This window comes from Flagellimonas sp. S3867 (genome assembly GCF_014698935.1).
Classification (GTDB): domain Bacteria; phylum Bacteroidota; class Bacteroidia; order Flavobacteriales; family Flavobacteriaceae; genus Flagellimonas.
In genome coordinates this window covers 1,239,169-1,259,403 of record NZ_JACVMN010000002.1, presented here as the reverse complement: position 1 = coordinate 1,259,403, position 20,235 = coordinate 1,239,169, and the positions used below count along the sequence as shown (strand labels likewise).

At 38.1% G+C, this 20,235-nt stretch carries 23 protein-coding genes; 22 read left to right on the top strand and 1 reads right to left on the bottom strand.

Annotation, left to right across the window (positions count from 1 at the left end; all coding sequences use genetic code 11):
* Positions 1–250: 250 nt before the first annotated feature.
* The 22 genes from IAG46_RS13320 (at position 251) to IAG46_RS13225 (ending at position 19,161) form a co-directional block, all read left to right on the top strand.
* Complete coding sequence (locus tag IAG46_RS13320; protein ID WP_190810834.1) at positions 251–1,342, top strand: hypothetical protein; 1,092 nt, start codon at positions 251–253, stop codon at positions 1,340–1,342.
* A gap of 604 nt (positions 1,343–1,946) precedes the next feature.
* Complete coding sequence (locus IAG46_RS13315) at positions 1,947–2,396, top strand: HAD family hydrolase (protein WP_138660180.1); 450 nt, start codon at positions 1,947–1,949, stop codon at positions 2,394–2,396.
* Positions 2,397–2,645: 249 nt separating this feature from the next.
* A complete protein-coding gene (locus tag IAG46_RS13310; protein ID WP_190810831.1) occupies positions 2,646–2,882 on the top strand; it encodes a hypothetical protein in 237 nt (78 codons plus the stop codon).
* Positions 2,883–3,110: 228 nt separating this feature from the next.
* Positions 3,111–3,953, top strand: coding sequence for a hypothetical protein (locus tag IAG46_RS13305; protein WP_190810833.1), 843 nt, complete (start codon positions 3,111–3,113; stop codon positions 3,951–3,953).
* Positions 3,954–4,120: 167 nt separating this feature from the next.
* Complete coding sequence (locus IAG46_RS13300) at positions 4,121–4,357, top strand: hypothetical protein (RefSeq protein WP_190810831.1); 237 nt, start codon at positions 4,121–4,123, stop codon at positions 4,355–4,357.
* 78 nt (positions 4,358–4,435) lie between these two features.
* Positions 4,436–4,936: a tetratricopeptide repeat protein gene (locus IAG46_RS13295; RefSeq protein WP_190810832.1), complete on the top strand. Its 501-nt coding sequence runs from the start codon at positions 4,436–4,438 to the stop codon at positions 4,934–4,936.
* 118 nt (positions 4,937–5,054) lie between these two features.
* Positions 5,055–5,291: a hypothetical protein gene (locus IAG46_RS13290; protein WP_190810831.1), complete on the top strand. Its 237-nt coding sequence runs from the start codon at positions 5,055–5,057 to the stop codon at positions 5,289–5,291.
* Positions 5,292–5,567: 276 nt separating this feature from the next.
* Positions 5,568–5,792, top strand: a complete 225-nt coding sequence (locus IAG46_RS13285; protein ID WP_190810830.1) for a hypothetical protein — start codon at positions 5,568–5,570, stop codon at positions 5,790–5,792.
* Positions 5,793–5,933: 141 nt separating this feature from the next.
* Positions 5,934–6,200, top strand: a complete 267-nt coding sequence (locus IAG46_RS17690) for a transposase (protein ID WP_223826683.1) — start codon at positions 5,934–5,936, stop codon at positions 6,198–6,200.
* 71 nt (positions 6,201–6,271) lie between these two features.
* Entirely contained in the window at positions 6,272–7,045 is a 774-nt protein-coding gene (locus IAG46_RS13280) for an IS3 family transposase (RefSeq protein WP_255512539.1), read from the top strand.
* Positions 7,046–7,079: 34 nt separating this feature from the next.
* The gene (locus tag IAG46_RS17855; protein WP_368668183.1) at positions 7,080–7,454 is read left to right on the top strand and encodes a hypothetical protein; all 375 of its coding nucleotides are present in this window, start codon (positions 7,080–7,082) and stop codon (positions 7,452–7,454) included.
* A 38-nt stretch (positions 7,455–7,492) separates the two neighbouring features.
* Positions 7,493–8,752: a hypothetical protein gene (locus tag IAG46_RS13275; RefSeq protein ID WP_190810828.1), complete on the top strand. Its 1,260-nt coding sequence runs from the start codon at positions 7,493–7,495 to the stop codon at positions 8,750–8,752.
* Between the two features lie 102 nt (positions 8,753–8,854).
* The gene (locus tag IAG46_RS13270) at positions 8,855–9,079 is read left to right on the top strand and encodes a type II toxin-antitoxin system ParD family antitoxin (RefSeq protein ID WP_190810827.1); all 225 of its coding nucleotides are present in this window, start codon (positions 8,855–8,857) and stop codon (positions 9,077–9,079) included.
* Positions 9,076–9,372 (top strand): type II toxin-antitoxin system RelE/ParE family toxin, encoded by a 297-nt coding sequence (locus tag IAG46_RS13265; RefSeq protein WP_190810826.1) that lies wholly within the window; start codon positions 9,076–9,078, stop codon positions 9,370–9,372. Before IAG46_RS13270 ends, IAG46_RS13265 begins: the two co-directional genes overlap by 4 nt.
* Positions 9,373–9,473: 101 nt before the next feature.
* Positions 9,474–10,061 carry an O-methyltransferase gene (locus IAG46_RS13260; RefSeq protein ID WP_190810825.1) on the top strand — a complete coding sequence of 196 codons (588 nt, stop codon included), beginning with the start codon at positions 9,474–9,476 and terminating at the stop codon, positions 10,059–10,061.
* A 114-nt stretch (positions 10,062–10,175) separates the two neighbouring features.
* The gene (locus IAG46_RS13255; RefSeq protein ID WP_190810824.1) at positions 10,176–10,712 is read left to right on the top strand and encodes a hypothetical protein; all 537 of its coding nucleotides are present in this window, start codon (positions 10,176–10,178) and stop codon (positions 10,710–10,712) included.
* Positions 10,713–11,294: 582 nt separating this feature from the next.
* The gene (locus IAG46_RS13250) at positions 11,295–12,056 is read left to right on the top strand and encodes a hypothetical protein (protein WP_190810823.1); all 762 of its coding nucleotides are present in this window, start codon (positions 11,295–11,297) and stop codon (positions 12,054–12,056) included.
* An 18-nt stretch (positions 12,057–12,074) separates the two neighbouring features.
* Positions 12,075–13,355 carry a hypothetical protein gene (locus IAG46_RS13245; protein WP_190810822.1) on the top strand — a complete coding sequence of 427 codons (1,281 nt, stop codon included), beginning with the start codon at positions 12,075–12,077 and terminating at the stop codon, positions 13,353–13,355.
* Between the two features lie 198 nt (positions 13,356–13,553).
* On the top strand, positions 13,554–14,195 hold the full coding sequence (locus IAG46_RS13240) for an HAD family hydrolase (protein WP_190810821.1): 642 nt from the start codon (positions 13,554–13,556) through the stop codon (positions 14,193–14,195).
* A gap of 60 nt (positions 14,196–14,255) precedes the next feature.
* A complete protein-coding gene (locus tag IAG46_RS13235; protein WP_190810820.1) occupies positions 14,256–14,576 on the top strand; it encodes a hypothetical protein in 321 nt (106 codons plus the stop codon).
* A 248-nt stretch (positions 14,577–14,824) separates the two neighbouring features.
* Entirely contained in the window at positions 14,825–16,687 is a 1,863-nt protein-coding gene (locus tag IAG46_RS13230) for a transcriptional regulator (RefSeq protein ID WP_190810819.1), read from the top strand.
* Between the two features lie 236 nt (positions 16,688–16,923).
* Complete coding sequence (locus IAG46_RS13225; protein ID WP_190810818.1) at positions 16,924–19,161, top strand: hypothetical protein; 2,238 nt, start codon at positions 16,924–16,926, stop codon at positions 19,159–19,161.
* A gap of 260 nt (positions 19,162–19,421) precedes the next feature.
* On the opposite strand, the gene IAG46_RS13220 is transcribed toward IAG46_RS13225, so the two are convergent.
* The gene (locus IAG46_RS13220) at positions 19,422–20,219 is read right to left on the bottom strand and encodes an endonuclease/exonuclease/phosphatase family protein (protein ID WP_190810817.1); all 798 of its coding nucleotides are present in this window, start codon (positions 20,217–20,219) and stop codon (positions 19,422–19,424) included.
* Positions 20,220–20,235 lie beyond the last annotated feature (16 nt).

The window sequence follows — 20,235 nt, the reverse complement described above, 5'->3', positions numbered from 1 at the left end:
TTAAAAAATTAATAACCGAGCAACCAAGTAAAAGTCATTATTCGAGAGGAGTAAAAGTATTGGCTTGGGGAAAAACAAAACTGGCTGTCAGAAAGAGTTAAGTTAAACTAAAGTTCAAATAAACCATTGCCCAGCGTTACCTAAATCCACCTTTGAAATTGTCTCAATTTAGTTTCGCACATAAAAAGATATATAGATCATATGATCTTTTTTCATATGTTGTAGGTAATTCTAAATTTCCCTCTTGCCAATGAGATATTTTGAGTTGATTATAGTGTTACTTCTGCTGTCCATTAAGTCATATTCTCAAAAGCTAGATGACTTTCCGACAATACCAATTCAATCAAAATTTACTTTAAAGATTGTCCCTAACAACTCTGGAAGTTTCAATTATAACCTAAGGGAACTTGAATCCATAGATTCAGATTTAAACTTGGGAGAGGTTAACACATTGTTGAGTGATAGTTTACCAAAAGATGAAGTACAAGGTGTTTTTGGTTTAGGAGATTTTGGAAATACTAAAAGCACTCTATTAATTATTAAAACTGGGAATGAAAATTTTTTGGATTACGAACTATTCATTGACACCAAGAACAATGGAAAGTATAAACAAACTTCCACAGAACCCATTTACCACTTTCCTAGTATGGAAGTCTGGCAAAATCGGATTTATTCTATTAAAATCAAAAACATAAAAAAGTCCGACCAAGTTCTAATTGGAACAAACACAAAATTGGACACAATTTGTAAGGGTAAATATGACCTAACTGAAGGAAATAGAATATTTGAAAATCAAATTGATTATATTCTAAATCTTGTTTCAAAGGAAGAAAAGCGTAACTCTGAAATCGAAAGGATTATAAAAGTTGAAGATTCCATTCAGTCATCAATTTCATCTTCTTGGGGATGGGGAGATAAATTACTAATAAGTGTTGAAGGGCGATATATGGACGGCTACATAAACAGCAGAAAAGTAAAGCAACCTATGGTTTACGAATTTACTGAGTGCCCAAACCTTAAAAGATATATTGGCTATTACTATACTAAAAGCAAAAAAGACGTTAAAATGGTCGTACAAACTTGGAAACTAAGGAGAGTCAATGGCTGGTACTCCAGGGACTATGAAAGTGTTGCATCGGATTTTCGAGAGAAGCACAATTTTTTAAAGAATACTTTGAGCAGTAGAATGTCCATCGATAAAGGCGACCACCCCAATCACGAATCTGCGCTATATTCAATTGACTGGTTTAAAAAAGATAATACTACTGCTAAGCTGGCATTTTATATTGATGAGTCAGATAAAAGCTATAATTTGAATTTATACATTTTCAAAAATGACTGAAAATTACTTATAACAAAGAACTGAGTTAACAAAAGTTCAAATAAACGATGATAGAGCAAATACTTGATTTAATTATAGAGTTCATTAAGGGAAATACTAGGTTAGGAATAATACTTGCTGTCTTAATGATTGTTATAATTGTCAGTGTTTCAATTTATCTTAAAGTTCAGTAAAACGATAACCATTTGCAAATGAATAATATTCGAATAGTAACATTAATACAGCTCTACGTATAATGGATATATGATCAATGATCATATACAATTGTTACCCAACATTTGACATAACATTGAGCATAGTACTTCGAAATATAAATTGGACTAAAAAAAGTGGAATTCTAATTATAGTATTTTGCTTGATTACAATGCTATTGGCACAAATAGTAAAAGAATATCGAGGAACTTGGATTTATAGATATGGAGCACCTACACTATTATTCGCATTTTATGGAGGCGTTTTTCTCTCTTTTATAAATACAACATTCTTATTCATTAAGCACAAATCTAATCTTAAAGATAATCTGATTTGGATTTTTTTAAGTGCAATTCCATTTTTATATATCGGAATAATGATGACAATTGCAATGACAAGAACTATTGATTAAATGAATATAAGTTTTGACCTTGACAGTACATTAATTCCGAACGGAAAGGAATTTGAAACTGAAAATAGAAGCGGAATTGCTAAACTTTTCGGAATTGAGGAAATAAGAAGAGGAACACGTGAATTAATTTCCGATTTGCAGAATCAAGGACACAAAATTCACATTTATACCACATCGTTTCGTAGCAAAAGAAAAATAAGACAGACTTTAAAATATTATGGAATAAAAGTAAACAGAATCGTAAACGAAAAACAAAATCGGAAAATTTTAAAATCTCGGAACATTAACTCATCGAAATTTCCGCCAGCATTTGACTTTGATTTGCATATTGACGATTTAAAAGGAGTTGGAATTGAGAGTGAGAGATTTAATTTTAAAGTAATTATTGTCAAACCGACTGATAAAAATTGGATTGAAAAAATTAAAAACGGAATAAAAAACGTTGGGTAACAACGTGTATAAAACATAGCTAGTAAGTGCTAAACTGAAAGGTTTGTACTTATTTACAAAGACCGCCAAATTTTTAAATTTGGCTTTTAAAAAAGAAAAAGTAAAAACAAAACATAAAATTCGGCTCCGTGTTAATCCGAAAATTTAGCGTCTTTTTGCACGCTACGTTTCATACACAAGACCGTTGTAGCACATTCAGCTAAAGCTGACTTTTGTTGCTACGTGCCATGCACTCCCGCCCCAAAAGAAATGTCCTCCAACGACCCGCTAAACCAAATTACAGCCCTTAGCTGCCCATCGAGGGAAAACCAAGCACGGGGCAAACAATCCAAACCCCGTGGTGCACCAACAGGGGCTAAAAGTAATTTGGCCCCGATATTTTTGTTCCCAATACCGCAAAAACCGACAAGATACGGCCGACAAGCGGCCTCCTTGACAGCCCGTCAAGTGCGATACACCCCACACCAAGGAAACCTTCGCACATGACAGTCGAACGATTTTGCTATATTTCCACAAAAATCCCGGAACTACGTTTAGCGGGTCGTTGAAAGTTCAAATAAAGGATAACCATTTACAAATGAATAATATTCGAATAGTAACATTAATACAGCTCTACGTATAATGGATATATGATCAATGATCATATACAATTGTTGTAAGCAATTAAACCAAACCAGATAAAAAGAGTCTAAGCTGAAGATAAATTAATAAAATATGAGAAATCTATTTAAATTATTTACAGTAATCCTCTTGTTTTCATGTAGCAAAAATGAAGAACAGATTAACCCAGATACTCCTCAAGAACAGGTTAATCAAGATGCTCTTGTGTCAGCTTTTTTTGGACTTGATAATGCACTACCAAGTCTATTGTGTAATCAACTAGGAAGCCTGTTAGATGGTATGCCTGTTAATTTTAAATTTCCATTAGATGCATCCAGTTTATCGGAAACTGATTTTGAAGTTGTAGATAGCCTTGGAAATAAACACATCCCAATGTGTGCTCTTTTAGCACCAGCTAATGAAAATGGAGAAAATCGAACAGTGCTATTGATAGGTGAGTTTGGAACCGCTGTTACAAATCCACCCGTTGAGGTAAGAATTGTGGGGGATTTATTTACAACTGATACTTTTTCAGGAGAGTCCGCTTGTTCAGAAATCCTAAATCTAAATGGAATCATTACCACGAATGTTATTCCGCTCGCTGATGGCCCAAGTCTATTTTTTGCCCAAAAAATTGATGGTACTCTGAATGAATGTAGTTCAGGAACACAAACGATTCAAGTTGCATGGAATGGTGGCATTACACCGTTTATAAGTGGTGATACCGAATCTGACTTATTTCAATACTATATTGGTTATTCTGATAGTTCGGGAGTTCTAATTCCACATGTACCTATTTCGATAGCAGATATAAATGACAACGACAACTTTCATCAACTTTGTTTTTCTACAAGTGATGAAATTGTTAAAATTTCAATGATGGCTAACACGGTCGAAGACCCAAACCAAGACCCAAATTTATACAGTGAAATTGATGTTAGTTCCTGCACTCCTTAGACAAGAATTGAAGAGAGCCTTCAAGTTAATAAAATATAACTGCTTACAACAATGTATATGCGATAATGCTCCCTATCGGTCGCACTACGCATATACTAACCGTTGTAGCACATTCAGCTAAAGCTGACTTTTGTTGCTACGTGCCATGCACTCCCGCCCCAAAAGAAATGTCCTCCAACGACCCGCTAAACCAAATTACAGCCCTTAGCTGCCCATCGAGGGAAAACCAAGCACGGGGCAAACAATCCAAACCCCGTGGTGCACCAACAGGGGCTAAAAGTAATTTGGCCCCGATATTTTTGTTCCCAATACCGCAAAAACCGACAAGATACGGCCGACAAGCGGCCTCCTTGACAGCCCGTCAAGTGCGATACACCCCACACCAAGGAAACCTTCGCACATGACAGTCGAACGATTTTGCTATATTTCCACAAAAATCCCGGAACTACGTTTAGCGGGTCGTTGTACATAATTTAAAACCGATGCTTAGAAACTTAGTAGCTATAATATTGATTTCAATTTTCATCACCAGCTGTGGTGGTGACGACTACTATAACATTGCGACTTTTCACGCTAAGAGTGGTGATTACGAAAAGGCAATAGAATATTTTACAAAGGCGATTGACACTAACCCCAAAGACGGGGAAGCATATTACCAAAGAGCTTATTGTCGCCAGACCATAGGTGGAGATAACGAACTTATAATTGCTGACTATACCAAATCATTGGAATTTAAACCAAATGACCACGAAGCTTATATGAATCGTGGAGTAGCGAAAATGGCGATTGGTAAAAATTCGGAAGCTATTGTAGATTACATAAAGTCAATTGAAATCAATCCTAAATATTCAGTTGTCTATGCAAATCTTGGAAATGTGTATAAATTGAATTTCGACAATGATAAAGCTTGTGAAAATTGGAACAAGTCCCTTGAGCTTGGGAATGAAAATGTTAGGGAAAGAATCGAATTAAATTGTAAATAAAAACTGTGTACAACAACACCTAAACTGCATTAAAACGCAGCTTAGCCAAAACGTTGGAGCACATTCAGCTAAAGCTGACTTTTGTTGCTACGTGCCATGCACTCCCGCCCCAAAAGAAATGTCCTCCAACGACCCGCTAAACCAAATTACAGCCCTTAGCTGCCCATCGAGGGAAAACCAAGCACGGGGCAAACAATCCAAACCCCGTGGTGCACCAACAGGGGCTAAAAGTAATTTGGCCCCGATATTTTTGTTCCCAATACCGCAAAAACCGACAAGATACGGCCGACAAGCGGCCTCCTTGACAGCCCGTCAAGTGCGATACACCCCACACCAAGGAAACCTTCGCACATGACAGTCGAACGATTTTGCTATATTTCCACAAAAATCCCGGAACTACGTTTAGCGGGTCGTTGAAAGTTCAAATAAAGGATGACTCAAACATTGCTTTTTATTTTAGTTGTTGCCATTGGCCTTTTTTATGCTATTAAGCATGGAAAAAAGGCTAAAAAAGATATTGAAAAACATGACAAAGAGAAAAGAACAAGATAGTCTATTGAGCATCAGCTGGAGAACAGATTAACAATAGAATTGTTAAATATAAAGTTCAAATAAACGATAATTCTTAAGAATGAAATTTGAAGAGGAAAAAGAAAAGTTGCTTCTTAAATTGGATTCAGTTATTAAAAACCATCCAAATAATGAAGTGTTAGAATCTCTAAGAAGAATTTTAAATTCATACTATTCTGCCTCTCAATTAAATGGAGTTTTAGGCAGAATCGTTGTTGACAGCTTAGATTACAATATTGAAATTGGAGAAGATTTAATCAAATTCGAAGAATGGTTTTCAAACTAACTAATAGTTTAAAAAGAGGAATGAAAGCAATTAGAATTATCGAATGGAGAACTTAATTGGAGCTATAGTCTTGTTAATCGTTGGTGGTGTTGAAGGCTTCCCTGTTTTTCGGACAGTATAAAAATCAACTATTTTTATATCATGAAGAAGAGCAGATTTACAGAGACACAGATCGTTGCGATGTTGCAACAGTACGATTCGGGAATGAAGGTCACGGACATCTGTCGTGACAAGGGCATCACCACGGCCACTTTTTACAGTTGGAAGAAGAAGTACGGGGGCATGGACGCACAGCAGCTCAAGGAGCTAAAGTCGTTACAGGAAGAGAACAGGAGGCTCAAGGCGATGTACGCCGACCTGAGCCTGGACCACCGTATACTTAAGGACATCATCGAAAAAAAGCTCTAGGGCCTTGCTCGCGCAGGGAACTGGCGGAGGGTATCGTCAAGGAGGAGGGCCTGAGTATATCGAGGGCCTGCATGATAGTATGCCTCTGCCGGTCGATGTGGTACTACAGGAGCCGTCGCGACGATACCGAAGTGATCGACAAGCTGACCGAACTGGCCGAGGCCAAGCCCAACCGTGGCTTCGACTGGCTCTACAACCGCATCCGCAAGCAAGGCCATAAATGGAACCGCAAACGTGTACTGAGGGTCTACCGTCTGTTGGGCATGCAGCTCAGGAGAAAGACCAGGAAGCGCTTGCCCAAAAGGATAAAGGAGCCTCTGGAGGTGCCCGATGCACCGAGGGAGGTATGGAGCGCGGACTTCATGTCCGACAGCCTTGTAACGGGAAGGAGCTTCAGGGTATTCAACCTTATGGACGACTTCAACAGGGAGGCACTCTGCATGAAAGGGAACTTCTCCATGCCGGGGGTACGGGTCGTGGAGTACCTCAGGGAGGCCATAGAGGTATACGGCAAGCCTTTGGCCATCCGGGTGGACAACGGTCCGGAGTTCCTCTCCAGGGTGTTCGTGAACTATTGCGAAGTGGAGGACATCGAGATAAAATACATACAACCGGGGAAACCGAGCCAGAACGGGTATATCGAAAGGTTCAACAGGACCTATCGCGAGGACGTGCTGGACGCGCACCTGTTCAGGGACATCGCGGAAGTGAACATGGAGACCGAACGCTTCAGGGAGGAATACAACCGGTTCCATCCCCACAAGTCGCTGGGCAGGAGCAGCCCGAAAGAATTTTTAGAGGAATTTTCAAAGGGGCATGCCCCTTTGAAAGACCATTTTGTTTAATTTACCGCTGCACGAAAAGGGGTAAGTCTTCAGTGTGTTTTTATTCGTTGGAATTTACTTGCGCAATTTTAGTCATAGAATACAAACGAAGGGGATAAAAACAAAGGCTAAAATTGTAGATTTTGTTGAAGAAAAAATCAAGGATTCTGACGGTAACTCAAATATTTATCATTTCCCAATAGTAAGATTCACTGATAGAAACGGAATTGAAACCTCCCAAAAATTGGACTCAAGTGAAAAGCCACAGAAAATCAATGAGTCAATAGATATAATCTACTTGAAAAATGGCAATGAATATGAAGTAATGGTCAATAGTAAATTTTGGAAATCATATTTCCATTTGATTTTCATTCTTGGTGGGTTGTTGTTTTCTGGGATCGGTATAATATGGTTGATAAACAAAATATGAATTATGATTATCTTATCCATTTAAAGTTCAAATAAAGGATGGACAATTCACGATTAAGATACGGTAATGAATATTATTTTAAGAGTGGATATTTATCCAATGATGCCGGCTACTTGGATATTTGCAATCCTGCTTCTTGCTCATCACAAACACTTTATCAGGTAACTACAACAAGTAACCCTGAACGAGATAATTTCACAGGTCGTTGGCAAATACTTTCAACCACGAAGTTACCAACTGCTGCTTTTATTTCATTTGGTGATATAGTACACCTGAGGAATGGACATAACAATTGGCAGGGGGGATTCCTTGATATTTGTAATCCTGCAAAGTGTGCGTCTGACACATTGTATAATGCAACAACAGCTAGTACCACAACCAGAGGATATGGCACAGGTAATTGGGTTATAAATTCGGTTGATGGTAAACCCATTGGAACTCCTATTAGGCTTGGTGACCGGATTTACTTTGAAAGCCGATATGAATCGGCATTTGGTGGTTACTTAGATGTTTGTGGCCCGGCCAATTGTAGTAAAGAGTCAATATATAATGTCACAACTTCAAAAATATATAACAGGGATAATGGTTCGTCAATCTGGATACCATGCTTACCCGTTTATTCGTCATTCAGTTACGATGGTTTTGAGAATAGCCGAGCAGCATATCTAAGGAACTTAACCGATCCTAATACTATTTCAGCAAAAATCATTACATCTTTAAACAGCAATTCTAACACTATTGATCCTTCTTGGATAGAGGCTGTACACGCTCCAGGATACTATAGGGCTGAATTTGTTTTTGAACTTGGTTATGATATCTTCGATGCTTTTTTTAATAGTCCTGGAGGAGTTAGAGGCCAATTCTCTCTAGGTGTACAAAAGGGACGTAATTTCACTCATGGAATTATGTTAGGCGCATTTAATTCAATCAAGGCACGCTACGAGGAAAAATATCCGAAAGATTATTTTAAATGCATGGCTACCCTCATGCAGCCAAAAGCCAAAATTTGGATGGTTGAAGCTGAGGCGGGATTACCTGATCCAACTAAAGAGCAAATATTTAATGTCCCAAAATGGCTTGAGTATAAAAATACAGCTTCAAGCCATGACCCTATTTGTTCACAAGTCAAAATCTCTGACCCGACAGAAATACAGAATCTAGCTACATGGGGCATGGTAGCCCCAAAAAGAAAGAAAATAAGGTTCATGGGTGTTTTTATGAATAGTGAAGGGAAAACGTGGGAGCAGCCCTGGAAAGAGCGTCGAGGGTTACAAGTTTCACAATTCGGATTTAGTTAGGAAATAAAAATTGATAGAAAAGTTTAATAAAACCATTCATTAAATGTCCATATTTGCTAAATATGGATAAATTTTGTAGGTTTATGTCAAAATGGGTTTGTTATGAATATCAGTTTTACAAAAAAACAGGAAGAATATATTGCTAAGCAGGTGGCCACGGGCGAATATCAAAACAATAGTGAGGTTATTCGTGATGCCATTCGTCTGCATAGAATTTATCGGGACAAGGTCATCGAAGATCTTAGAAGGGAGATAGAAAAAGGTTGGAACGGGCCCGATAGCCCCAGAACAATGGATGATATTATATCCTCAAAGAAGAACGGGTGATAAAAGACTACGTTCTATCGCAGGAAGCGGACGATGACATTGAGGATATTTTCGAATACGGGCAATACAAATTTGGTGACTCCCAGGCAATCGAATACCTAGTCGGCCTGAACAATCATTTCAAAGCAATTGCCAAGAACCCTGATATCGGGAAGGAAAGAAAGGAGATTAAGGATGGGCTTTTCAGTTTTCCTTACATCTCTCATATAATTTTCTACCGTAAAATGAACGGATACATACGTATAGTAAGAGTACTCTACGGCGGAAGGGATTTGGTAAAGTTTCTAACTTAAAAGTTCAAATAAACGATTCAATAAATTGGACATCGTAGATGATCAGTTTGTTGCTACTAAAAATCCCAAATATTTATGAGATTGTCCAAAACAATCTTAATATGTTAGACACTCTAATCCCTAAGAAGCCCAAAACACTTGCACAAATTCAATCCAAATCTCAGGAGATTGGCTTTACCATGCCATCTGATGAGTTGACAGGAGCTCTTCTTAGGACACTTGTAGCTTCTAAGCTTAATGCAAATATCCTTGAGTTGGGTACCGGTGTGGGTCTATCTCTGTCATGGATAGTAGATGGGCTGGGTCAACATTCAAAGGTTACAAGTATTGATAATGACCCAAGTTTGGTGACCTTGGTGCAAGATTTTTTCAAAGAAGACGCTCGGGTAAAGATAATTTGCGATGATGGCGGTCAATGGATTAGAAACTATAGTGGGACAAAGTTCGATTTGATATTTGCTGATGCATGGCCCGGAAAGTATAGTGAATTGGAAGAAATCCTGGATTTGATAGTCCCTGGTGGATTTTATCTAATAGATGATATGGTTAGACAGCCTAACTGGCCTGATGGACATGATAAGATTGCCAATCAATTAATTAGTAAATTGGAAACTAGAGATGATTTCTTAATGACTAAAATGAACTGGTCCACTGGAATCATCATGATGACAAAGAAAGTAGACCCCTAAAAGTTCAAATAAAGGATGATAATGAAATTTCTTGTTTGTATAGTACTTGTTTTATGCCAAACAACTTTTGGCCAAAAATCAAATGTTGTTTACGGTGATGACTTCAGCTTTGAATTGATAAAGGCAAAAAAAGAACCAAAAATAACAACTAATTCCACGAACTACAATGTATATGCTAACAGCAATCAAAAAAAAGTAAGGTTGGTTTTTAAAGTAAATTCGAACTCCGGGAAAAGAGTACAGCTTGACCCAAATAAGTTTTATTTGCTTGATGAAAAACGTAGAGAAAGGCGTAGACCTATAGATGTAAGGCTTTTGAATTTATCGGAGTACCAAGGATTTCCCCGTCTTCTCCATGAACCCTTAATAGATAAAGATTATCAAATTTACCTACTTAAATACAAACCAGAAATAAGAGATACCTTCAAGGATTATAGCATATCAGGATATAAGGATTGTGAAGCAAAAATTTCCATTGCTCCAAATTCCACTATATTCAAAAAGCAAAAACCGAAAACTATCACATATTACTATGGATACAAAAAATTAAGTTCTAGAAGAGTAGGTTTGTCTTTTAATGTTGGAAAAGATTTTAAAAAAGGAAAAGTCTACTTTGGTGAACAGTTGTTATCCGAAATCCATATTGAATGAATTCTTAAATATGACCATTTCCATTAGAATCATTCTAAGTTCAAAAAAAGGATTCTCCTTGTGGAAAAAGAAGCCAACACATTTTCGTTGGAAAGGGTTGTAGCAATGGTCTTTACGCGGTCTGGTGAAGATGGATGCTAGCGGGATTCTGGTCCAAAACCGTAGACAGCACCACCCAACGAGGTCGAGCGTCCTAAGCCCTTGATTCCTTACAAGAAATAAAAGAAATCATTTGTCTAAAATTTGGGCTGCAGGATCCTGATCCGGAAACGGGCCATCAAAATTTGTAGATATTTTTGCTGCCGTCACGAGCTGCAGAACGTCCGGGGCAACTCTTTTGTAGATTTTTTAAAGCGAACGGAAAATTCTATAATCGAGCTGTGGTATCAACACCAATGTTCAAAGTTTCTTAAGGGAAAACCATAGAAAAATTAAGGGTTCCGTATAACTAATTTTGAGCAATTATCAGTATATTGGACTCTCCCCCAGTACTTTACTTCCCAAGTCATAATCCAGGTTCGTGGCTGTTTATTAATTGTTGAAATACAAAATAGTATACATTATGAAAACAAAACTTATTTAGTGGCTATTATGATTTTATGCTCCATTAATTGCAGAAAAAATATTCAAGACGAAGCCGACGATTATGTATGGGATGATGAAATAGAACTCGAAGAACTCTCAAACGCTTTGACTGCCTCATTTGTTACATTTGAAAGAGATTCAACTTGGGCAGAATTGGGAGACGAATTCAATGCAATGGATTCAATTTTGATTCAGAATGGGAAAATAGGTGATGCTGCTCCCCCTCCACCAGCGCCCCCAGTACCACCGGAAGTTTACACAATTCCTCAAATGCGTAAAGGGCTGGAAGCATTGAAAATGGTTGTCAAAATATATGATGGCAAAAATCATGCAGGTGTAAATATTCCTGGATTCGGAGGGTTGAAATTGGATAAGTCTCAATCTAATCTGAACATTTGCTATGTTGAAACAAAGGTGGTTGATATTACTGTTTATGGCATTGGGTATTCTATTCACTATCTATTTAACAAAGTAAAGCGGGGAATTGAAATTAAGAACTTGGCCAGTGTAGCGGCCTCGGCCCAATTACAAAACAATAAAACATCTGTATCTTACAGTTTACAATCTTTTGGAATAACAGGTAATGAGTTGGCCAAATTCTTTAAGCCGGAAGTAAATAGCAATTTCGATGTGGAGGGTTTTGCTTTGATACAATCAAAAATTGATGGCATTCATAATGTTATAACCGATACATTGCTGTCTGCCAGAACAAAGTTCACACCAGAAATTCTGGATTTCCTTGTACCGGATAATCTTTAATTTAAAGACCGATATCTAATGAAATACCCTAGCAACAACTTCATCCTTTTTACATCGTTTCTGTTAGCGGGCACTACTTTTCTTTTGGGTCAATCATTCAGTGGCCCGGGCTTTCATGTTGGATGTACACCCCATGCATTCACGGGCGCTCCATTACTTTCCGGATTTAAATTTGATTTTAATCATAGTGACCATCACTTGTTGTACATGGGCATAAGTCCAATGTACGAACATGTCAATTACTCAGTTGCGGGTGATACAAGAAATAATGTCTGTGCTAAATATTCTGACAATTTTGTAACGGATAATGATGATTTTACATTTATGGCCGACTATTATGAGGAAAGTAGGCAAGGAGTGATCGTCCAACATGTTGAAGGGGACTCTGATGGAGGTGCGTGCAGCTTTAATCTTAACGGGCCATCCAATGACCATACATTTGTGTTGATTGGTTTTGAATTCCATTTCACGGAAAGTCTCGGATCTATCCTTTCGTATTGGAGGCCTGCATATAAGGACCATCATTTGGGAACAGTTTCTATTCAGCCTGATCGTGCGCAAAATGAACTTACTGTCCGGTATACGGACAAGAATGTAGACGACCCGTATCACTTCGACATTTGGTATGCCTGGGTTCCAAATGAATATATTGAAACAATGGCAACAGTAAGTGATCAACGGGTGAAAGGCAATTCACAACGGGCCATTGATTCACAGGGGGTAGTAGTATTAAGAGGCTTTACGTTGACATTTGGAACCCTTGAAAACCCGGGAGGAAAAGACCACCACATCGATGAAGTAGGTGTAATGGCAAACCACACATTTGAACCCAACGAAAATCCTTCCAATATCACTGCTTTTTTTAATGATAAAAATGACGACGATAAGTTCGATTGGTCCGTGGATTATGCAATTATTGATGAAAACACTGTCCCGTCATTTCCTTGGACAATTGCCCCGATTGATGATATTGCAGTTGAAGCACTAAACATAAATTCAACTTTGCCTTTGGACGATTTGTTAAGTGATGATTTTAATATAAACATTGGAATGGATGAGGTTATAGGAAAGATTGATTTTATTCGTTCCATCAAGAAAAAGGATTTGAAATTATCGTTGAATAAATCTGATAGAACCAATACAAGTATTGTTCGTAAAACTGCTTATATCAATGGTGTTGGAACGATTGAAGAAATAGTTGAAGGAAAAAGAACTATAAATAAGATTAATTGCTTACGTATTTATGAACTACAACAAAATCAATGGAAACTGGCTAGTATAAGAATAACTAGAATATAGGCTTGAATTTACTTTTATTCAAGAATCTTAGCAAACTGTTGTGGTAATCTGTAAAGTTCAAGATTTTGCATGTCAATAGTTTCTCTATCGAGGTGTAGTGAAAATAATGATGAGCAAATCCAATAAATCCAACTTTTGATGCTCGACAAGAAAATCTATAGATATACCAATGTAGAGTTGGATTAAGTATATGAAGAATTGAAATATAAATGTGTAATATTTGACTGTGATGGAGTCCTCGTCGACAGCGAAACTATATCTGCATCCGTTTTGGTTAAAATGGCCAACAAATTAGGCGCAAAGATGAGTATAGGCTCTGTTCTTGAAAAGTTTGCCGGAAAATCGCTAAGAACTTGCCTTGGTTATGTCGAAGATAGGATTAACCATAAATTACCTGAAGGATTTGAACAAGAATTCCGTAAAAGAACTTTTGAAGAATTTAGTGCAGGTTTAAAACCAATTGATGGAATTCACAATTTATTGGAAAAGATTACTGTTCCCTATTGCGTTGCTTCTAGTGGTCCTCTTGAAAAAATCAGGCATAATTTAAGGTTGACTAATCTTATTGAAAAGTTCGACGGAAGAATTTTCAGTTCCTATGAAATTGGCAGTTGGAAACCCGACCCGGGCATTTTTCTTCACGCTGCTGGGAAAATGGGTTTTAATGTGGAACATTGTGCTGTAATTGAGGATAGTTTAGCTGGAATTAAAGCAGCAAGGAAAGGTGGATTTGATGTGTTTGGTTTTGTAACGAACGACAATATGGAAATCTTTCAGCAGGAAGGCGCCGTAGTCTTTTCAGAAATGAATAAGCTAGTTCGACTGCTTATGAAGGTTTAATTAATCAGAACAAAGTTCAAATAAAGGATTCAAAACCAATCAGCGACAATTTTAGATTGAATGAACAAATTAGATTACAGCATATCATTAAGAGCAAAAGGCCTTGGCTCAGAGGAAATAAAAAAGAGAATGGAAGAGAAGGGATTTGCTGATTCTGAAATACAGTATTATTCAAAAAAATCGGATGAAATATTTCTAAATCAGTCAATTCACTATAAAGGATTGAAGTCAAAAGGAAGCAACAAAAACACCCTTAATATGATATCTCTAGCCCTTACTCTTTTACTCTTATTTAGTGTGTTTTTTGGTTATATAAAGATAGGTTTGCTGGGGCTGGTTATTTTATGGAGTATAGTTGGATTTGTTACACGCAGAAAATAATAGAATAGTTCAAATAAAGGATCCGATACAAATGTAAAAATACCAGTATAGAGTTACCGTTAATTCAAAACGTTCCGAATCCAGCCTTAAACATTCTGTAGATGAACAAAAATGAGATTCCCACAGTGGACGACTGAGAGTCCATATTTTTTGAGGTTAAATCACATTTTGCCCGCTTGTTTCCATAATCAATTCTTTTTCAGAGTGTTGGTTGAAATTGCTTATTTTTAAAAGATAAACCGACCTCTATGAAATCCTCATCGCTCTATATAATATTTGCATTTCTCATGGCATCCATTGCCAATGCCCAACATACCAAAACACTTGATAGCTTACTCAAAGTATACCAAAGTCAAGCTGAAGACACATCCAAAATCGGCACCATTAAACTTCTTTTTGACAGTTACTTGAACAATAACCTAAATGAAGCAGAGAAGTACGTTATTGAAGAGCTGGAGTTATCCCAAAAACTCGATTACAAAAAAGGGGTGGGAATGGCCTACTTGCATTTTGGGGTATTAGACGAATATCGCTCCCACCTGGATTCGGCCAAAATAGATTACACCAAAGCCAGAATCATTTTTCGAGATGTTGGACACCATGGATTAGAAGCGGTAGCCATCAGAAATTTTGCAGGCGTAGAATACAATTTAGGCAATTATGATGAAGCGCTTAAGATTTTAGACGAGGGTATAGCTATCTTAAACAAACATAGCAGTGATAGCACAGCATTAATTCCATTTTACCATAATAAAGGGTTGATACATAAATTTAAAGGGAATTACAGAATTGCCACACAGCAGGTTATCAAAGAACTGCGGATTCTTGAAAAATTGAACAGGCCTATCCAAAAGGCCGATGCTCTGAATTTGCTGGCAAGCACAGAAAGCATTCAAGCCAATTACGAGAAAAGTATTGAGTATAACCTGGAGGCTCTAAAAGTATACCGAGAATTCAATGATAAATTATTCGAAGTCAATGTATTAAATGACATTGGTCTCAATTACTATTCGCTTGAAAATTATGAACAGGCTATTGCGTATTTGGGAAAAGCCCTAGAGGTAAACAAGGTCATTAAAAATCAAAGTCTCAAATCTACTGTTCTAACCAATTTGGGAAATGCGTATGCCAAATCGAATCGACCAAGTGAAGCCATAGACTATATCTCTAAAGGAATTGAAACTGCCGAAAAAATTGGAGCCAAAAACAAAATGGTGGAAGGGTATAATGCCTTGGCAGCAGTACATGCTGGGTTGAACAACAATAATTTGGGAATTTCTTATTATTCTAAGTCCATTGAACATATTAATAAAGGGGGGTCGAAAGTAAATCTGAGTAATGCTTATAAAGGGAGGTCAGAGCTCTACGCCAAGATAAATAACCACAAAATGGCCTATGATGACCATTTATACCACAAACAGTTAAGTGATTCCATATATAACAACACCAAATCACAGCAAATAGGGGAACTTAAGACGATATACGAAACAGAAAAAAAAGAGCAGCAAATTGCCATCCAAGAAAAGGACATCGCCGTTTTGGAGAAAGAAGCTCAAATAAGTTATCAGCAAAAATTACTCTTAGGAGGTGGATTGGGCCTTGCACTAATTGTACTGGGCCTGGGCTTCTATGGCTTTCATCAAAAGGTTAAAAGAAACAAGCTGGAAAAAGAAAAAGTTGATGCCCAATTGGCTTTTAAAAAGAAAGAACTTACCACCCACGCTCTTCATCTTGCGAAAAAGAACGAAGTGCTGGAAAACTTAAAGCAAAGGGTAACTGAGATACAAGAAAAAGAAACGTCAAGCGATTACCGAGAGCTTATCAGTACCATTACTTTTGACCAACAAGACGATAAACATTGGCAAAGCTTTACCCAATACTTTGAGGCGGTACATAAAGATTTCTCCAAAAATGCTGCAAAGACCTATCCCACCATCTCCAAAAGTGAACTGCGGCTCATGGCACTCATTAGAATGAATCTTTCTTCCAAAGAAATCGCCAATATTTTGAACATTTCCGGTGAGGGCATTAAAAAAGCCCGCCAACGCCTTCGCAAAAAAATGAATCTAGAACGTCAAGATTCTTTGGAAACCACTATTGCGGCGCTCTAATCACTAGAAGCTACCTCCCATTAACCCAATAAAATAAGGCTTTACGGGCTTGTCCCCTTTTTGTCCCCACAGCATTTTTTTATACTGAAAACCAGCGCTTTAAGTTTGAAATGTCATTGAAAACCAATCTAAGCAATGACAACCGTTTTGTGGTCTTGCTCGGTTAAGGGTTCCGGACAGTTGCCGAGCGAGTCACACAAAATCCAATCAAGTTTAACCCACAAAACAAAAGGATTATGAAAACCAAAAACGCTCTTTTTCAGAAATTAGGTCTTTTGCTCATACTTGTGTTAACCCTATCATGCGGTAGCGAAGATATTGAAGATGTTGTAGTGCCAGACCCAACTGACCCAATTGGAGTAGAACCATGTGATGACCCTTGCGCCAATCCCGACAAATGCCCTGACAAATGCGAAAACCCGGCCACGGGCCTTAACCAAGAATCATTTGTGACAGAGGGTACTGTAACCGAAACGGATGATGGTTATATGCTAGAGGGTAAATTGACCATTCCATTGGACTCCATCGGCGAAGTTGTATTCGAAAATGCCGATATCGATGTCTCGTTTAATGATGATGGTACATTAAAAGGTTTAACCGGAAATGTTGAAGTACCTCCGCTGGAAAACTTTTTTGAATTCGCACAACCGCTCCAGGCCGATATTGGATTCTACTCCGGGAAATATCTAAATGAAAACCGCAATTATGAAATTGTTCTCAAGGACGATAGATCGTATTTTGTTTTCAACATACAAGCCAATATTGAGCTTAAAATTGGAGTCAATGATGATCCCAACGCTACCAAACCCCTTTCAATAAGCCCGGGAAGTGCCGGTATAGCCCTTATAACGGATTATACAGATCCAATGTTCTTTTTCTCTATTGGAGGTGGAATTGCTGGCGGGGATGGAGAAGACAACAACAATAACGGTGGTGATAATAATGGAGGAGATAATGGTAATAGTAGTAATGATGGTAGATTGTTAGGTGTTAGTTTTGGGGGTTCTTTTGGGGGTAATATCGTTTACGAACCCACTAATCCGGTTGATGATGTGGTAAGCTTTGGTGCCAAAACCGTGGTGGGTGGTTCCGCCTCTCTCTTCAAAATAGTCGAGATGAGCGGACTCTTGTATGAGAACAAAGGTTTTAGCATTGATGCTGATTTACAAGACCCTTTGTCTTCTGATATTGGCGTTGGTTATCGCTCTGGTTTCAACGGAAAGATGGACCTAGCACTTGAAATTAATTCGTTCATCTCCTTTGGTTTTCCAATAGCCTCAGGAAGTGCAGCTGTGGTTGCCGAAGCTTCTACCAATAATGGCATTGAAGCTAGGGCATTTATTAACGGGGAAGTAGACCCGGATCTATCATGGTATCCGAGTTTTATCCCTATTAAACCCGATGGTAGTTTGAGTGCAGATGGTTATGTAAACCAAAATGGAGTTTTTGATATTGGTGTTCAGGGAACCTTTAGTATTGAAACGCCAAACAACCAACAGGGCATTGAAGGCTCCATGCGTTTCTCCAATCCTGCGTTTGAAATTGGTGGCAAGTACTTTAAAAACAACAAAGAATGGTCCGTAAATGCGGCCATAAAAAAGGAAGAAAGTGAAGTTGTGGTAAGCGCACCGACTGATTTTATTTCTGGCCTAGATGTGGAAATATCCCAAAGAATTGATTCGACTTTGACCGTTGCCCAAGATGCCCTTGCCAATTTGGAAAAAGCTGTCTCTGACTATGAATTTGAGTTGAGCCTACGAGGGTTACGACAAGTTTTACCAGGAGTAATCTCGACGGCTTTACAAACGATAGATGATAAAGTAGCTGAAGGGATTGCTGAAGGGCGCAGAAGGGCCGCAGAAGAAGTGTCCAGTAGAGGCGCTGTATATTGCAGTGATAATATTCCAAGTATTGTCAACGGTATTGTTAAGCCATACAGAGATGCCTTGATTCTCATGAGAAACGCCGTAAATAACCAAACTGACAATGACCAAACCAGGGTAGAATTGGAAGCATCATTAAGGCAATTAGCAAGTTTGGATCGTGTGAACAAAACGGTAACAGCTACCATTACTTGGGGCTTGCCTATTACTGCATGCGCGGTCCCGTTTACCAGCAACCGCAATGTTACCTTAGATTTTCAGGTATTGACCAATGAACAAGTCAACCAGTTGACCTTGGCTGCCGATAATGTGAAGTTCATTGCAGAAACCAGTGATATTATGATCAGTGCCCAGGCTATTTTTGATGCTGTGCCAACTCAAGAAATACTTGATCGTCTTGACAAGTTGAAACAAGATATTGCCAATCAGGTAAAATCGTATTCAGATTTTGCAGGGGTTGGATTCATTAAAAACCATAATAGCAACGAATTTATCTTCTTTATTGAACAAGGTGGGGAACGAACAAATGTGGCAAGTTTTAATCTTTTTGACCCCAAATCCATTGTCAAAATATTGGTTCCAGATTTATAGGCTAAAGTTTTTGAATATGTGGAGTCATACTAAACTAAATTCGCTTTGTTGTCTGATTGCTCACCAAAATCCAATAAAGACAATTATGGAAATGTTAAATTTTGTTAAAAGGTGAGCCGTGCGGTGAGTCCAAAAATGCACCCTCTGGCAACCCTTTAATACAAGGCATTTTCAAGAAAAGTTCGAGTCCCGTCCAGACCGCAAAAGCCTTCAACTTTGTTGAAGGCTTTTTTATTTGTAACTCTAAATGTTCCTTTTAATTATTCATCCAATAGTTCAAGGGTCACCAAATATGCACAATGGTCCGAGGCATAGGTATCTGCAATTACTTTCTTATCGACCACACGCCATCTATTTTTTGGATAGAACATAACATAATCAATTTTAACCTGTGGATTATCCGAAGGAAAGGTCGGTTCAGGGTTCTTTTTATCGTATGTAGCTTGCCACATTTCTTCCAAGGTGTTGATGGGACCACTGCCCGGCTTCGCATTTAGATCTCCAACCAAAATTGTTGGGTACTTATTCAAAGAAAATACTTTGTTGATTTTTTTAGCTTGTATTTCTCGGCCTTCATTGGTCTCATGGGCAAAATGCGTTCCTACAAATGCAATGGTATCCTTTGAAGGCAATTCCGCAACAACTTCAATTGCCGTTCTTGGCTCCTGTCCATCCAAATATGGTAATGCGACATTTCTAGTACTCAAAAAGGAATGTTTGGACAAAACTCCCTCCCCATATTCCCCGCCATCATAATACATGGCTCGGGCAAAAATTGGGGTCATTTTAGTCCTCCACCCCAATTCTGTAACCAAGTCATACTTTTTTGATCTATTCACTTTATAATCTACCTCTTGCATGGCCACAAAATCTGGATTCGCATCTTTTATAAGTTTTGCCAATGCATCCAAATTAAAATCCCCTTTTGTGGTCCTTCCTCCCAAAATATTAAATGACAATACTTTAACTCTCTTATCAGTATCCTCTTTTTTGGTTTGGGATTGTACCTGTAACAGCGTCAATCCCGCAAGGACAGCTACAGCTATCTTAAATTTCATTTGTTTCATTTATATA

What these genes read in the sequence shown, in the direction of transcription:
- IAG46_RS17690 (WP_223826683.1), top strand. Translation starts at nt 5,934, where the DNA reads ATGAAGAAGAGCAGATTTACAGAGACACAGATCGTTGCGATGTTGCAA.
- IAG46_RS13275 (WP_190810828.1), top strand. Translation starts at nt 7,493, where the DNA reads ATGGACAATTCACGATTAAGATACGGTAATGAATATTATTTTAAGAGT.
- IAG46_RS13310 (WP_190810831.1), top strand. Translation starts at nt 2,646, where the DNA reads ATGTCCTCCAACGACCCGCTAAACCAAATTACAGCCCTTAGCTGCCCA.
- IAG46_RS13230 (WP_190810819.1), top strand. Translation starts at nt 14,825, where the DNA reads ATGAAATCCTCATCGCTCTATATAATATTTGCATTTCTCATGGCATCC.
- IAG46_RS13235 (WP_190810820.1), top strand. Translation starts at nt 14,256, where the DNA reads ATGAACAAATTAGATTACAGCATATCATTAAGAGCAAAAGGCCTTGGC.
- IAG46_RS13260 (WP_190810825.1), top strand. Translation starts at nt 9,474, where the DNA reads ATGTTAGACACTCTAATCCCTAAGAAGCCCAAAACACTTGCACAAATT.
- IAG46_RS13285 (WP_190810830.1), top strand. Translation starts at nt 5,568, where the DNA reads ATGAAATTTGAAGAGGAAAAAGAAAAGTTGCTTCTTAAATTGGATTCA.
- IAG46_RS13295 (WP_190810832.1), top strand. Translation starts at nt 4,436, where the DNA reads ATGCTTAGAAACTTAGTAGCTATAATATTGATTTCAATTTTCATCACC.
- IAG46_RS13220 (WP_190810817.1), bottom strand. Translation starts at nt 20,219, where the DNA reads ATGAAATTTAAGATAGCTGTAGCTGTCCTTGCGGGATTGACGCTGTTA.
- IAG46_RS13305 (WP_190810833.1), top strand. Translation starts at nt 3,111, where the DNA reads ATGAGAAATCTATTTAAATTATTTACAGTAATCCTCTTGTTTTCATGT.
- IAG46_RS13300 (WP_190810831.1), top strand. Translation starts at nt 4,121, where the DNA reads ATGTCCTCCAACGACCCGCTAAACCAAATTACAGCCCTTAGCTGCCCA.
- IAG46_RS13290 (WP_190810831.1), top strand. Translation starts at nt 5,055, where the DNA reads ATGTCCTCCAACGACCCGCTAAACCAAATTACAGCCCTTAGCTGCCCA.
- IAG46_RS13270 (WP_190810827.1), top strand. Translation starts at nt 8,855, where the DNA reads ATGAATATCAGTTTTACAAAAAAACAGGAAGAATATATTGCTAAGCAG.
- IAG46_RS13225 (WP_190810818.1), top strand. Translation starts at nt 16,924, where the DNA reads ATGAAAACCAAAAACGCTCTTTTTCAGAAATTAGGTCTTTTGCTCATA.
- IAG46_RS13320 (WP_190810834.1), top strand. Translation starts at nt 251, where the DNA reads ATGAGATATTTTGAGTTGATTATAGTGTTACTTCTGCTGTCCATTAAG.
- IAG46_RS13315 (WP_138660180.1), top strand. Translation starts at nt 1,947, where the DNA reads ATGAATATAAGTTTTGACCTTGACAGTACATTAATTCCGAACGGAAAG.
- IAG46_RS13280 (WP_255512539.1), top strand. Translation starts at nt 6,272, where the DNA reads ATGATAGTATGCCTCTGCCGGTCGATGTGGTACTACAGGAGCCGTCGC.
- IAG46_RS13245 (WP_190810822.1), top strand. Translation starts at nt 12,075, where the DNA reads ATGAAATACCCTAGCAACAACTTCATCCTTTTTACATCGTTTCTGTTA.